Origin of the sequence: Bacillus sp. JJ864 (genome assembly GCF_036963045.1) — a bacterium.
In the GTDB taxonomy this organism is placed as follows: domain Bacteria; phylum Bacillota; class Bacilli; order Bacillales; family Bacillaceae_G; genus Bacillus_A; species Bacillus_A pseudomycoides_C.
In genome coordinates, this window is the sequence record NZ_JBALLY010000151.1 from 14,569 (window position 1) to 28,686 (window position 14,118).

Sequence of the window (14,118 nt, forward strand, 5' to 3'; positions counted from 1 at the left end):
GTATATTTATTTTATTTTAATACAAAGAGGTGTAACTTATATTTCAAGTTACACCTCTTTAATAGTTATCGTTTTAATTTTTTCAACAGTGGTAGTCGATTAATACGGTCACCGAGAATGTCAGAAGCAAGGCCGCTTGTAAATACAAAAGCGAAATAAACAAGTCCTCCAAGGGCACCACATACGACCACAATTAATAATGACTCCATATAGGATTGACCAGGAATTAACCATTTTAATAACGTTTTTGTGCCAACTACTACAGCAGACATCGCAGCCGAGTAAATGGTAATAAGTAATATTGTTTTACCAGTCTTTACGATGTCAAACTTTGTATATTTCACAATGCAGTATAACATGATTACATCAGAAACGAGGTAACCAAGTATAGTTCCTAATACAGCGCCGTGTCCGCCTAGTGCGTATAGAAGCGGTGTGTTGACAACAACTTTTACAAGAATACCAGCAGTAAAAGCAATCATTGTTTTACGCTGATAATCAATGCCTTGTAAAATCGCAGCTGATACGGTGAAAATCGCACTCATTACAGCAGATGGTGCATACGAGATTAAATATTGTGACCCATCTAATGCTGTAGTGTGATCAAAATATACCATGCGAAATGCATCATATGCGATGCTCGCAAGCCCAAATGATGCTGGAATTGTGAAAAATAATAAGACTGTGAAAATCTTTTCAATTTGGTTTTGCAGTTCATCTAATTTACCACCCGTAAATGATTGTGTAATTGCCGGGATGATTGAAAGTGAAAATCCTGTTGCTAGTGATGCTGGTATCATAATCAACTTTTGAGCATAGTTCGTAATGTAAGCGAACACAGCGTTTGCTTTATCAAGTGGTGTGCCTATTGCTTGCAGTGCATCAGCAACTGTATATTGATCCACTAATGTATAAAGTGGAATGGCAATACCTACAAAGACAATTGGAATCGCATATCGAAGCAGTTCCATATAAATCTTTGTTAAGGAGAATGAAGAAGAGCGTGTTTTTCGTTCTCCTTCTTGCGGACGAAGTCCATTGTATTTTTTCCAGTACATAATGAGCATGGAAACACTGGCAATTGCTCCAATAACAGCGCCAAATGTTGCAACTGCTACAGAAGATGCGACTGATCCACCTAATAGTTTAGAAACGATAAAGCTTCCAACTAAAATGAAAATAACACGTGCAATTTGTTCCACAACTTGTGAAACAGCACTTGGTTTCATATATTGAAAACCTTGGAAATAACCGCGCGTAACGCTCATTGCTGGCACAATAATAAGTGCAAAGCTTAGCGCACGCATTGTTAATGTTACATCTTCGACAAATCCAGGTTCAGGTGTTTTAGAGCGGATAATTAATTCCGATACGTATGGTGCGCCGAAAAATAAAATTAAGAAACCAAGGAATCCCATAACCATCATTACTTTTAAGCTTGAGTTATATAACTTTTTACTTGTACTGTAATCTCCTAAAGCGTTATATTTGGCAACAAATTTTGAAACGGCGATCGGAATACCTGCCGTTGAAAAACTTAGTAAAATCCCATACCAGGAGTACGCATAAGAATATAAAGCAACTCCTTCACTTCCAACTAAAGCTTGAAATGGGAAGAAATAAATAAAACCTAAAATACGTGAAATCATTGTCGCACCGCTTAGCAGTGCAGTGCCTTTCAATACTTTTGAAGTAGACAAAATACTTCCTCCTACTCTGGTTGCTTAAGAATCATCTTTTTCTACTATAAACTTGTCTTAGTATTTTATAAAGTAAAATAATCAATTTATTATTACAGAATTTTTACAAAGTGTGTTTGTTTGGGGGATTTTAATAGATGGTTTGGGTGTTTGTAATAATACAATCGTTTACAAGACATGAAGATGCAATTAGGAAAAATTTATCATATAATAAGGGTGATTCAAAAGAGATATTAGGGGGTGTGGATATGGCAATTACAATGAAATTGCTAGATACTGCAGCGTCTCATGCAAAGCCAAGTATGGAAAAGGCGATACTTTGCATGAGGTAGAAATCTAACATATAATTGCCTAAATGGACTTGTATCATTTCTCTTATATTTGGCTTTGCACCTTATTTAGATGAAATATAAAAAATAAGGGGCGAGCGGAAATGAAATATGTAAAAGCAACGACTGTTTTACCTGAACAGTTAATTATAGAAATTCAAAAGTACGTGCAAGGTGAAACGATTTATATTCCAAAACCAGAAAATGCTTATCATAAGTGGGGCACGCGCTCTGGAGGGAGAAAGCAACTTGATGATCGAAATAAAGCGATTAAACATGCTTTTCAAAAGGGAACTTCAATTCATCAACTAGCTGAAGAGTATTTTCTCTCCATTGAAACCATTAAAAAAATCGTGTACTCCAAATAAATTAAGATAAACTTGTTGGTACTGCGTATTTTATATAAACTACGCAGTGCTTTTTTATGTAAAGATTGTTTCTAAATGATCTTCTGCATTTTATAAAGCAAATGCATTGTATAAAATAAAAAATAGATAAACAATTTTGTATGGAGTGATAGGAATGAATGCTTTTATTAGAAGTGATCAATACAATTTTATAAAATCACAAGCTCATATTCTAGTGAATGGACATGCAACTGCCAATGATAAGGGAGTTATTGCTGCTCTGAAATCCCTGGCGACAGAAAAAGTATTACATTTGTTTGAGGATCTTACTGATGAGCAAAAAGAATTAATCGATATGATTTTGACGATTGAAAATAGAGAGAATGCAGAATTATTTTTGCTCAAGTTAACCCCATATGTCATACCGTTTCAAGAGGTGACCCAGCAAACATTAAAAAAATTATTTCCTAAGGCTAAAAAGCTTAAACTGCCCAAAATGGAAGAAGTCAATATGAAAGAGATATCTTACTTAAGTTGGATTGATAAAGGAACAAGTAGAAAATTTATTATATCTCGGAATAATAATAAGCTTGTAGGCGTACAAGGTACATTTCAAAGTATAAACAAAAAAGGGATTTGTGCATTGTGTCACGGACATGCTGAAGTAGGAATGTTTCTTGTTGAAATAAAAGGTGATGTACCAGGTACTTTTGTTAAGAAGGGAAACTATATTTGTCGGGATAGTACAGTGTGTAATTGTAATATTACTTCACTCGATAAATTACATGATTTCATTGAGAGAGTGAGGAAATAAGTAATAGATAAAGTTGTGAATAGGGAAAGAAAAAGGACACTACTATTTGTGTCCTTTTTTCCTTATTGCATTATTTCTTTTGCCAGTTTACTTTAATAAAGTCTTCACGACCAGACTCTTTCCGTTCTTGTGCATATTTCTCTGGATTCTTTTTATAAAAATGTTGATGATATTCTTCAGCCACGTAAAAGGGAGCAGCTGGGCGAATTTCTGTTACAATTGGGTCTTTAAACATACCGCTGTCTGCTAATGTTAGCTTTGATTTTTCAGCAAGCTCTTTTTGTACGTCATTATGATAAAAAATTGCTGTACGATAAGATGGGCCACGGTCGAAAAATTGTCCGCCGTCATCTGTTGGATCGATTTGTGGCCAATATAAATCTAATAACTTTTGATAAGGAAATATAGTAGGATCAAATGTAATTTGAACAACTTCTAAATGTCCGGATTCCCCCGATTTTACATCTTCATATGTTGGATTTTCAACATGTCCTCCTGCATAGCCTGAAAGGACTTTGTGTATACCAGGCAGTTCATCAAATGGTTTTACCATACACCAAAAGCAGCCGCCCGCAAAAGTTGCAAGTTCATATTGTTTTTCTTCCATCGTATTTAATCCCCCTAAATTGATATGTTTTATATAGTATCATATATGTTTTGTATCATCGCAAGAGAAAAGTCAGGAGGAAACATAAAAAAATTATTGTGCACGTTTATCAATAATGTCTCCATTTTGATTGATTTGTACATCATTGGAAATTGACTGTAAATATTGAAGCATGTTTTGTTTTTCTGTACCTTGAAGCGGTGTAATTTGGTTATTACGAATCATATAAGGATTAAATGACATGCGGACGTCGTTTCCTTTAAATTTAATCGTTAGAACTCCAGTTTCTGCACTATGTTCTTTTACATAATCAGGGAAGAGAAAGTTTCCAAGTGAGTATGCAACGGGAACTTTGTCGTAATATTCAAAGCCTTGTAACCAGTGGGGGTGACTTCCAACAATCGCATTTGCACCTGCTTCTACTATTTTTTGTACGTATTCTTTTTGATAAGCAGCAGGACGATTTGTTTTTTCGACTCCCCAATGCATATACACAATCATATAATCGGCATCTTTCTTTTGTTCTTTAATTGTTTTTGTGACTAGGTTTAAATCGTAACCATTTGCAATCCCAGGTTTATTATCTGTAGCTACCCATGCAGTATCAGGCATAAAACGAACGAAAGAGAGGAATTTGAATTTTTTTCCCTTAATTGTAACTTCTCGCGTTGTATATGCATCTTTTGCATTTTTTCCTGCACCGATATACGGAAATCCCATTTTTTCAACATGGGAAATTGTATCCAATAAGCCGTCTTGAAAATAATCGAGTGTATGGTTATTTCCGATATTAACAATATCATAGCCTGTATTTTTAATAGCTTTTAGCGTAGAAGGGTCGCTTTTTATCCAAAACTGTTGGCCAGGATATTTTTTCTCGCGAGTTGTAAACGTAGATTCTAGATTTACAAATGAGTAGTCCGCTTTTTCTATTTCAGGTTTTACATGTTGAAATGGATAATCAGCACCTTTACTTTGAATAACAGGTCGTAATTGCCAATCAAACATTGTATCACCTGAAAATGTAAGGGTAATCTCAGGATCTTCTTTCGGTTTTTTTGTTTGTTCTTTTCCTTTTGCTTTTTCTATTTGCTCATTTTTCGCTTCTGAATGTAGCGCATAGTTAATCAATAAAATTATCGGGGTAAAAAGTACGGCTAATACTATAGTTCGTTTTAGTAATGTTCTTTTTCGGATTTTCATAAGTAGTCCTTTCTTTATAAGGTTAATAGTATGTAACGATATTAATTTTGAAATATATTTAAATATTAATTTTTAGTGATTTAAATAGTAAGGTAACTCGAGAGGTTTCATTAGAGCAATGAGGGTGTTTAATAAACTAGATTTTTATTAATCTATAATTCTACTTATAACTTTATATGAAAATGGATCTTAAGGAAAGTAACAAAATTGAAATTTTTAGTAAAGTATCAAAAAATGAAGGAATATTCAATGTCATAATAATAGCTATTTAAAGAAGGGGGTTGGAGGGAGAAGTGGGAAATATTATCATTCGAAGGGAATTTTATTGGAGTTAAAATGAAAATAGAAATTTTTCTTTAAGAACAATTATATCTTGTTTTATAATAACAATATTCAGGTTTTTTTGTTTTTTAAAAGGAGAGATAGAATTCATGGGGAATTTAGTCAATGGTCTATTTGTTAGAGCAACTATACAAGATGATTTACAGCAAATTTAAAAGCTATGTACGACTTATGATCTAGCTATTTACGGTGAAGTTGATACAACAGAAGAGGATATTATCAACTCATGGAAAGGTATTGATGTTAGTAAAAGCTCTTTTGTTGCTTTAAATGAAGAAGAAAAAATAATTGGATACGGAATTCTTACAGGAAATGAAAGACAGTTTCCTTCTGCCGTATTAATAAATCCTGATTATATCAATCAAGGCATTGAACATTCATTATGGTCAAGGCTTGAAAAGCGTGCTGCAGAGCTCGTTGAGTATTCATCTCTCATGGATGGTACGATTGTAACACAAGCAAATAATCACAATGAGGAAAAAGTATTAGAAGAAGCTGATTTTATTCTAACTCGTATTTGGTGGGGGATGGGAATTGAATTGAAATCAAATGTTCCATCACCACTATGGCAAAAAGGCATTACTATACGACATTACATACCAGGTGCGGATGATGAGAGAGTGCATCAAGCTTTTAATGAATCCTTTGCAGACCACTGGAATTCGCATCCTTCTACGTTAGAAGAGTTTTTGAAACGTACCGAAAGAGAGGGCTTTCATCCTCCATTATGGTCACTTGCGATGGATGAGGAGGAAGTGGTTGGTTTTATTTTTAGCAAAAAGGATACTGACAATAAAGCTGAAATTACACATTTAGGTGTAAGACACTCTAGACGAAAAAAAGGATTGGGATTGGCACTATTACATCATGCATTTGGTCAATTGCAACAAGAAGGAATTTCAAAAGTTCATCTACATGTAGATTCTGAGAATATTACAGGCGCACCTCGCGTATACGAAACAGCTGGAATGAAAGTACAGAGTAAATTCGTTCGCTTTGATAAGGAAGTTTCAGTTAGAAAATAAAGAAGAAGTCCGGTAGTAAAGTACTGGACTTCTTTCATTTCATATTACTATATATCCATTTTAAACTTCTGACACATAAGTCGCTGCTATGCAGAATACAATATGCCCCTGCACTCGCTTACTCCTTTTGTTTTAAATATGGCATGTGGTAGGAAAAGGCTCCGACCGTTTCTATGCGCGGCCAGATGCTCTCGCCCCTCTCAGAAGAAAGAGGTGTGTCGGTTTTTTACTTTTAAAATTGTAAACAAAGATAGCTTAAAGTTCCGAATTCATAGCTTCGGTGAATTATTTTTGGCTTTGCATTACCACTTCCCATTGCAATGAAAAGAGGAACAAAATGTTCTGCTCTTGGAACAGCTAAACGTGCATGGGGAGCTTTAGCTTCCCAGTTAAATAACGCATCTGTGTTGTTGTTTTGGATTTGATCAATAAGCCATTCGTCAAATTCAACGGCCCATGGTTCGGGTGTAGTTTGTTCCCATTTTAACATTCGCAAATTGTGCACGGTAACTCCGCTTCCGATGACTAAAATATCTTCTTCTCCCAGTCCTTGAAGAGCCTGTCCGATGTCATATTGTTCTTTTGCAGGTAGGAATGGATTAACGGAGATTTGAACAACAGGAATATCAGCTTTTGGATACATACGGTGCAGGAGTGTCCAAGAACCATGATCTAATCCGCGTGTTGTATTTTGTTGAACTGGAATCCCTTGTTTTTTGAATTTTTCTTCTAACATTGCTGCAATAGATGACGAGCCTTTTGCCTTGTATTTTATTTCATATAGTTCAGGAGGAAAACCACCAAAGTCATAAATCGTTTCATATTCATTATCTGAGGAAGAAATAGCTAAAATCTCACTTTCCCAATGAGCTGTAAAAATGACAATCGCCTTTGGTTTATATGTTTCACCAAGTGTTTGTAAAAAACTCGTATAGTCTGTATCTTGAATGGCTAGCATAGGTGACCCATGTGCTAAAAAAAGAGATGGCATCATGTTGATTACCTCCGATAATTTGATTACTTTATGTAAGTAACTATATATCTTTATTTTTGTTTCGTCAAGAATGAAGTAGTAGAAATTAAAATATCATAATTTGTAATAAGGAAAGCTTTTACATATAATTTATAGTAAGAAAAATGAATGACAATTCATTTTGTAAGGGTGTAGATTTGTATTGTTGAATAATAGATGAGAGATTTTGGGGGGGCGTTCAAAATGAATAGACAAGAGAGCTTCATTATGACATCAGATGGATCGGAAATTTATTTACGTAAATGGTTGCCAGAAAATAAACCTCGCGGGATTGTTCAAATTGCACATGGTATGGCGGAACATGCTGATGCATATATAGAATGTATTGAAGCGTTATTGGAGGCTGGGTATGGGGTATATGCTCATGATCATCGCGGACATGGAAAAACAGTGAAACAGGAAGACGATTACGGACATTTTGAGCCGAATGTGGGCTGGGATCAAGCCGTCTCTGACGTGATTTTCGTTTCAGAGCTTATTCAGAAGGAGTATATCTGTCCAATTTTCTTATTAGGGCATAGTATGGGTTCTTTCTTATCAAGGCGTGCTGTGCAGCTTCGCGGTGAATTGTATAATGGTTTCCTTATTTCAGGAACGGGAGGGAATCCAGGACTTTTAGGAGTCATTGGTCATAAAGTGGCAACAGTTGAAATGAAACTGCGCGGCGCAAAAACGAAAAGCCCGATGCTGAACTTTTTATCATTTGGTAATTTTAATTCGCATTTTAAGCCAAACCGTACGAAGTTTGATTGGCTATCTTCTGATACGAATCAAGTTGATAGATACATAGAGGACTCATTATGTGGATTTATTTGTACAACGAGTTTTTACCGTGAATTATTTAACGGTGTGCTGACTGTGAACAAACTTGAAGCATTTAAGAAAACACCAAAAGATTTACCTATTTATATTTTTTCGGGAGACCGTGATCCAGTTGGAAACATGGGAAAAGGTGTACAAGAAGTGTATGACATGTATAAAAAATGTGGTGTCAAAGATGTAACGATCCGTTTATATGAGAACGGAAGGCACGAAATGCTCCATGAGGTAAACAGACAGGAAGTGTTCCAGGATGTGATTTCTTGGTTAGACAAGCATATACAGTAGCGGTTTGTAACAGATGAAAACTAAGAACTTTCTACAACTTTTGTTTGGCAAATAAAAACAGCGGAACTAGAAAAACGCCTGCACAACAACATGGTCTAACTGAAAAGCAATTTACTATGAAAGATATCCTATATTTCAAATAAAGTCGCTTTAACAGAAAAGGCGACTTTATTCTACTAATAATGGATTTTTATGGTCCCCTTATATTGGGGATATAATATTGTTTCTTCAATATAAGGGCAGTTTAATGAAATAAGCTTTGTTGTAACAAAATGAGCATGTAACAATGGAGGATGAAGTTATGAAAAGGTTAGTAATTATTACAGTAGGTAAAACGCATAGTGGGAAAACTACATTTGCAAGAGCTCTAGAAAAAGAGTTACATAACTCTTTTGTTATGGACCAAGATAACCACGCTGAATTTATAAACACTTATTACAAGAACTTACAACCAAAACGAGGACCTAATACTCTTAAGCATGCTCTCTCAAAGTTAATTGTCGATTATACCAAAGAACACACTGATCTAAATCTTATTATTTGCAACTCAAATCGAAGTCGAAAAGGACGATTGTATTTACTGGAAGAGTTGTTTAATAAAGATGAGTTTGTCCGTATCTTAGTTCATTTTGATATTCCAGATGATGTTCTTCATAAACGAGTTACTCAAAGCGGGCGGAATACCAATATATTTAGAGGTGCATATTCTAATTTTGAGGAAGTGCTTGTTCGGCAACAGGCTGAATCCCTAAAAGAAGATGTAACAGATCCAGTAGAAGGTGAAGCAGATCATCTATTTGTAATTAAAGACAATGAGGAAGTTGATTCTGTTATTAAAGAAGTTGTTCATATTGCTGAATGTTTATGATTGCTCTTAGTTCGTTGATACTTATCAAGTAATGTTATAATTTCACAAAAGGTGTACTTATTTAAAAAGTAGAGGCTATTAAGATAAAGGGACGTCTTTTTTTGGAGAGAGAAAATAATCTCGCGATAAATATTCAGAAATAAAAGAATTTTATCCTCTGTGTACATAAAAGAAAAAAGGGAGGGGTATCAATGATTGTTAGAAAAGCATTAGTAGAAGAAGCAAACGAGCTAAGTAACCTTGCATTATCCTCAAAAGCAACTTGGAATTATAGTGAAGAATTTATATTAGCGTGTAAGGAAGACTTAATAATTACAGAACAATACATGAAGGATAACTATGTTTACATTTTAGAAGAAAACCAAGGAATGATTGGCTTTTTTTCCTTTCAAAGAAAAGAAGTAGACAGTCTTGATTTTTTATATTTAGATCCAGCGTATAAAGGAAAAGGCTATGGCAGAATTCTTTGGGAAAGTGTTGTTCAAAAAGCAGTTGAATTAAACATTAAGAGTTTTACGATTGATAGTGATTCAAATGCGAAAGGGTATTACATAAAAATGGGAGCGAAATTAATAGGAGAAACACCTGCTACTGTTTTTACAAATCGCCTATTGCCACTTTTGCGTTATGATGTGCAAATTGAGTCAGTCTAATCGGATATTTTGAATTCAGTTAGGAGATGCTAAGTATGACGTATATGGAAATGGAAAAGATGAGCGAGGTTTTGTTTCAATCTTGGTCAAAAGAGACAAGTTCAAAATGGACTTTAGATAATCCAGCGAAAGGGCAATGTGGTGTAACAGCCTTAGTAGTTCATGATTTCTTTGGAGGAGAGATCATAAAAACGAAAGCTCCTGAAGGATGGCATTTTTATAACAGAATCAATGGTAAAAGATATGATTTTACAGCATCACAATTTTTAGAAGAGATTACATATATGGATGTTCTTTCAAATAGAGAAGAAGCATTTGCTGATACAAATGAAATGCAATATGATGCTTTAAAGCAAAAGGTTCGTATCCATATAAAGGAATAGATCTTATATTAATTTATCTTTTGACTCTTATTGTTAAATAAGTTACTATAACGGTAGTAACTTATCTAAGAGGTATGATTATTTCTAAAAGAGTCGAGAGGGGAAATATTCGTGAAAACAGCATATGTAAGCGCTACAATCGTGACTTTGAATGAAAAAAATGAAGTGTTGAAAAATGGATATATCATTGTAGAAGATGATCGAATTATAGAGGTACAATCAGGAGAATTACCGAGCGGAAAAGAAGTGGATCAAGTCATTAATCTTCATGGAAAGTGGGTATTGCCAGGTTTGGTGAATGCGCATACGCATGTCTTGATGAGCATTTTACGTGGAATAGGTGACGACATGCTCTTAAAGCCATGGCTTGAAACGAGAATTTGGCCGCTTGAAAGTCAATTTACACCAGAGCTTGCTGTTGCTAGCACAGAGCTTGGTTTATTAGAAATGGTGAAAAGCGGAACAACAACATTTTCTGATATGTTTAATCCAATTGGAGTAGATCAAGATTCTATTATGGAAGCTGTTCGTAAAAGTGGCATGCGTGCTACTGTTTCTCGAACATTATTTAGCTTCGGAACGAAAGAAGATGAAAAGAAGGCAATTCAAGAAGCGGAGAAGTATGTGAAACGTTATTCCAATAAGGATGGCATGTTAACTACAATGGTTGCTCCTCATAGCCCGTATGCATGTTCTACGGAAATGTTAGAAGAGTGTGCACGAATTGCAGTGGAAAATAAGACGATGGTTCATATTCATCTTTCCGAAACAGAACGTGAAGTTCAGGATATTGAAGCACAGTATGGAAAACGTCCAGTAGAGTATGTAGCAGATTGTGGATTGTTCCAAAGACCGACAGTAATTGCCCACGGTGTTGTGCTGAATGATAATGAGCGCACTTTCTTAGCGGAACATGATGTGCGCGTGGCACATAATCCGATTAGTAATTTAAAATTAGGATCGGGTATCGCGAACGTTCGCGCGATGTTAGAAAGTGGCATAAAAGTCGGAATTGCGACAGATAGTGTTGCTTCTAATAACAATTTAGATATGTTTGAAGAAATGCGCATTGCCACTTTATTACAAAAAGGTGTTCATAAAGACGCGACAACATTACCTGTTGAAACACTTCTCACTTTAGCAACAAAAGTAGGAGCAGAGGTAATCGGGATGAGCCAAACAGGTTCATTAGAAGTAGGTAAGTGTGCTGATTTTATTACAATTGACCCATGTAATAAGCCGCATTTACAACCAGCAGAAGAAGTATTGTCACATCTTGTATACGCAGCAAGTGGAAAAGACGTTTCAGATGTTGTTATTAATGGAAAACATATTGTTTGGAACGGTGAGTGTAAAACGTTAGATGAAGAACGTATTATTTTTGAAGCGAGCCGTTATAAACAAGGGTTGAATATGTAAGTAATAAGAGAACACTATCCTTTCATTAAATGAAAGGATAGTGTTCTTGTCTATATTTGTAAGAATAAAAATTCAGTGAAATGTAACACTTTTATGATAATTATTCTGTTATAATATAAAGCACTTTATTATTTCATTAAAGGAGCCGATTTATGAAACAACATGAACGACTACTGATAGGAATTATACTTGCCACCTCATTATTGATTTCAGCTTGTAGTAATCCTTCGAGTAAATCGAAGGAAGTAAGTGAAAAACAAGTATTAAATGTAACAATCTCAGAAGAAATTCCGTCCTTAGATACTGCAAAATCTATGAACGGTACATCAGCGCATGTCATGCAAAATATATTTGAAGGATTATATGTACTTGATGAGAAAGATAACCCAGTGCCTGGTGTTGCAAAATCTTTTGAGAAAAGCACAGATGGAAAAACATATGTATTCCATTTGCGTAAAGATGCAAAATGGTCGAATGGGGATGCTGTAACAGCTCGTGATTTTGTTTATTCATGGCAGCGTACAGTGAACCGGGAAACAGCATCACAATATGCGTACATGTTATTTAATATAAAAAATGCGGAAACAATAAACAATGGAGCTTTAGCTGTAGATCAATTAGGTGTAAAAGCGATTGATGATGTTACATTAGAGATACAGTTAGAGAAACCGATCCCTTACTTCCTTAATTTGTTGACACTTCCTATTTATTTACCACAGCACAAATCGTTTGTTGAGGGAAAAGGAAGTAAGTATGGATTAGAACCAGAACATTTGATTTACAATGGTCCATTTGTTTTATCGGAATGGAAACATGAACAAGAATTTAAGTTGAAGAGAAATGATACATATTGGGATAAAAATAAAGTGAAATTAGAAGAAATTAATTTTCATATTGCAAAAGATACAGCGACAGCAGTTAATTTATATGAAACAGGTAGTATTGATCGTGCGCCAATTAATTCTTCGTTTGTTGATAAATATAAAGGGAAAAGTGATTTTCATACAACGAAAGATTCTGCTATAGCTATGTTACGATTTAATCAAAGAAATTCTACACTAGCAAACACAAAAATACGACAATCGCTTTCTATGGCTTTAAATAAGGAAGCAGTAGTAACTCATTTTCTAAATAACGGTGCAACAGCAGCTGAAGGACTTGTACCAGAAGGGTATAAAAATGAAAAAGATGGAAAAGATTTCAGAAAAGAAAACGGTGATCTTGCCGTATATAATGTTGAAAAGGCAAAAGCACTATGGAAAGATGCGAAAAAAGAGCTCGGTGTAGAACATATTACACTTGAATTTTTAACGTTTGAACAGGACCAAGCGAAGCAAACAGCAGAATATATAAAAGGAGAACTTGAAAAGAATTTACAAGGATTAACAATAAATATAAAACCTCAACCATTTAAACAAAAATTACAACTTGAACAAACGGGGCAGTATGATATATCGATGGTTGTATGGGGACCAGATTACAAAGATCCAATCAGTTATTTAGAATTATTTACGACAGATAATCCAAATAATAAAATGAGTTATTCAAATAAAGGATATGATAAGCTTATAAATAGTGCGAGAAATGATCTTGTATTGGATGAGCAAAAACGCTGGAAAGCTATGAAAGAAGCAGAGAGAATCTTATTAGAAGACGCTGCTATTGCACCGCTTTACCATACAGGTTCAGCATACGTTCAAAAGGAATATGTAAAAGATATTGAAAAACATCAATTTGGCGGTGTTTATACTTATAAACATGCTTATATAAATCAAAAAGAGAAATAGATAAAAGATTAAGTAGCTAAGTGCTTTGGATAAGCCTTAGCTTTTTTTCTTATATATACAAGTTAAAAAAACTTTCTTTATAGAGGGAGATGAGAGCATCTTGCCGTGCATAGAAGCGGTCAGGGCCTGTTTCTACCACATGCGAGGTTTCAAGCAAAGGGAGAAAGCAAGTGCAGGTCATGTTTTGTTTTGCACAGCAGCGACTTATATGTTGAATAAAATGGATCTATATAGTTTAATGTCTAGAATATTTCGAAGTTTTTACGTTGCGAACATGATACTATGAAAATATGGAATATATTTCAAAAATATATAAAAAGAGGATTGATTATGAAACAACCATCTATATTAGTCGTAGACAATGATAAGGATATTGTTCAATTAATTGAAGTGTATTTGCAGCAAGAAGGCTATAAAGTTGTAAAAGCTTATGACGGAGAACAAGCATTACAGTTATTTTTGGAACATGATATTGAACTAACTATTCTTGATATTATGATG

General features: G+C 34.6%; 14 protein-coding genes and 1 pseudogene. 11 read left to right on the top strand and 4 right to left on the bottom strand.

The window, feature by feature from the left end:
- Positions 1-65: 65 nt before the first annotated feature.
- A complete protein-coding gene (locus V7024_RS20350; RefSeq protein ID WP_335523268.1) occupies positions 66-1,700 on the bottom strand; it encodes a putative polysaccharide biosynthesis protein in 1,635 nt (544 codons plus the stop codon).
- 137 nt (positions 1,701-1,837) lie between these two features.
- On the opposite strand from V7024_RS20350, the gene V7024_RS20355 reads away from it, so the two are divergent.
- From V7024_RS20355 to V7024_RS20365, 3 genes are all read left to right on the top strand, one after another.
- Positions 1,838-2,032 carry a hypothetical protein gene (locus V7024_RS20355; RefSeq protein ID WP_098917594.1) on the top strand — a complete coding sequence of 65 codons (195 nt, stop codon included), beginning with the start codon at positions 1,838-1,840 and terminating at the stop codon, positions 2,030-2,032.
- Between the two features lie 101 nt (positions 2,033-2,133).
- Positions 2,134-2,397 (top strand): CD3324 family protein, encoded by a 264-nt coding sequence (locus V7024_RS20360; RefSeq protein WP_098917593.1) that lies wholly within the window; start codon positions 2,134-2,136, stop codon positions 2,395-2,397.
- Between the two features lie 154 nt (positions 2,398-2,551).
- The gene (locus V7024_RS20365; RefSeq protein ID WP_335523273.1) at positions 2,552-3,190 is read left to right on the top strand and encodes a FusB/FusC family EF-G-binding protein; all 639 of its coding nucleotides are present in this window, start codon (positions 2,552-2,554) and stop codon (positions 3,188-3,190) included.
- Positions 3,191-3,260: 70 nt separating this feature from the next.
- Here V7024_RS20365 and msrA read toward each other — a convergent pair whose 3' ends face one another.
- Positions 3,261-3,797: a peptide-methionine (S)-S-oxide reductase MsrA gene (gene msrA, locus V7024_RS20370; protein ID WP_335523275.1), complete on the bottom strand. Its 537-nt coding sequence runs from the start codon at positions 3,795-3,797 to the stop codon at positions 3,261-3,263.
- Between the two features lie 93 nt (positions 3,798-3,890).
- Positions 3,891-5,000, bottom strand: coding sequence for a CapA family protein (locus tag V7024_RS20375; RefSeq protein WP_335523278.1), 1,110 nt, complete (start codon positions 4,998-5,000; stop codon positions 3,891-3,893).
- Between the two features lie 431 nt (positions 5,001-5,431).
- Between V7024_RS20375 and V7024_RS20380 the strand changes: the two are divergent.
- A pseudogene (locus tag V7024_RS20380) lies at positions 5,432-6,383 on the top strand (GNAT family N-acetyltransferase).
- A gap of 216 nt (positions 6,384-6,599) precedes the next feature.
- Here the strand turns inward: V7024_RS20380 and V7024_RS20385 are convergent.
- Entirely contained in the window at positions 6,600-7,361 is a 762-nt protein-coding gene (locus V7024_RS20385; protein WP_335523280.1) for a DODA-type extradiol aromatic ring-opening family dioxygenase, read from the bottom strand.
- A 222-nt stretch (positions 7,362-7,583) separates the two neighbouring features.
- Between V7024_RS20385 and V7024_RS20390 the strand changes: the two genes are divergently transcribed.
- From V7024_RS20390 to V7024_RS20420, 7 genes are all read left to right on the top strand, one after another.
- Entirely contained in the window at positions 7,584-8,507 is a 924-nt protein-coding gene (locus V7024_RS20390; RefSeq protein ID WP_335523282.1) for an alpha/beta hydrolase, read from the top strand.
- A gap of 301 nt (positions 8,508-8,808) precedes the next feature.
- The gene (locus V7024_RS20395) at positions 8,809-9,375 is read left to right on the top strand and encodes an AAA family ATPase (RefSeq protein WP_335523284.1); all 567 of its coding nucleotides are present in this window, start codon (positions 8,809-8,811) and stop codon (positions 9,373-9,375) included.
- 191 nt (positions 9,376-9,566) lie between these two features.
- Entirely contained in the window at positions 9,567-10,028 is a 462-nt protein-coding gene (locus V7024_RS20400; protein WP_335523287.1) for a GNAT family N-acetyltransferase, read from the top strand.
- Between the two features lie 35 nt (positions 10,029-10,063).
- Positions 10,064-10,411, top strand: a complete 348-nt coding sequence (locus V7024_RS20405; protein WP_335523289.1) for a YunG family protein — start codon at positions 10,064-10,066, stop codon at positions 10,409-10,411.
- A gap of 111 nt (positions 10,412-10,522) precedes the next feature.
- A complete protein-coding gene (locus V7024_RS20410) occupies positions 10,523-11,830 on the top strand; it encodes a bifunctional S-methyl-5'-thioadenosine deaminase/S-adenosylhomocysteine deaminase (RefSeq protein WP_335523291.1) in 1,308 nt (435 codons plus the stop codon).
- A 152-nt stretch (positions 11,831-11,982) separates the two neighbouring features.
- A complete protein-coding gene (locus V7024_RS20415; RefSeq protein WP_335523292.1) occupies positions 11,983-13,617 on the top strand; it encodes a peptide ABC transporter substrate-binding protein in 1,635 nt (544 codons plus the stop codon).
- Between the two features lie 330 nt (positions 13,618-13,947).
- On the top strand, positions 13,948-14,118 hold a 171-nt coding region (locus tag V7024_RS20420; protein WP_335523296.1), incomplete at its 3' end, for a response regulator.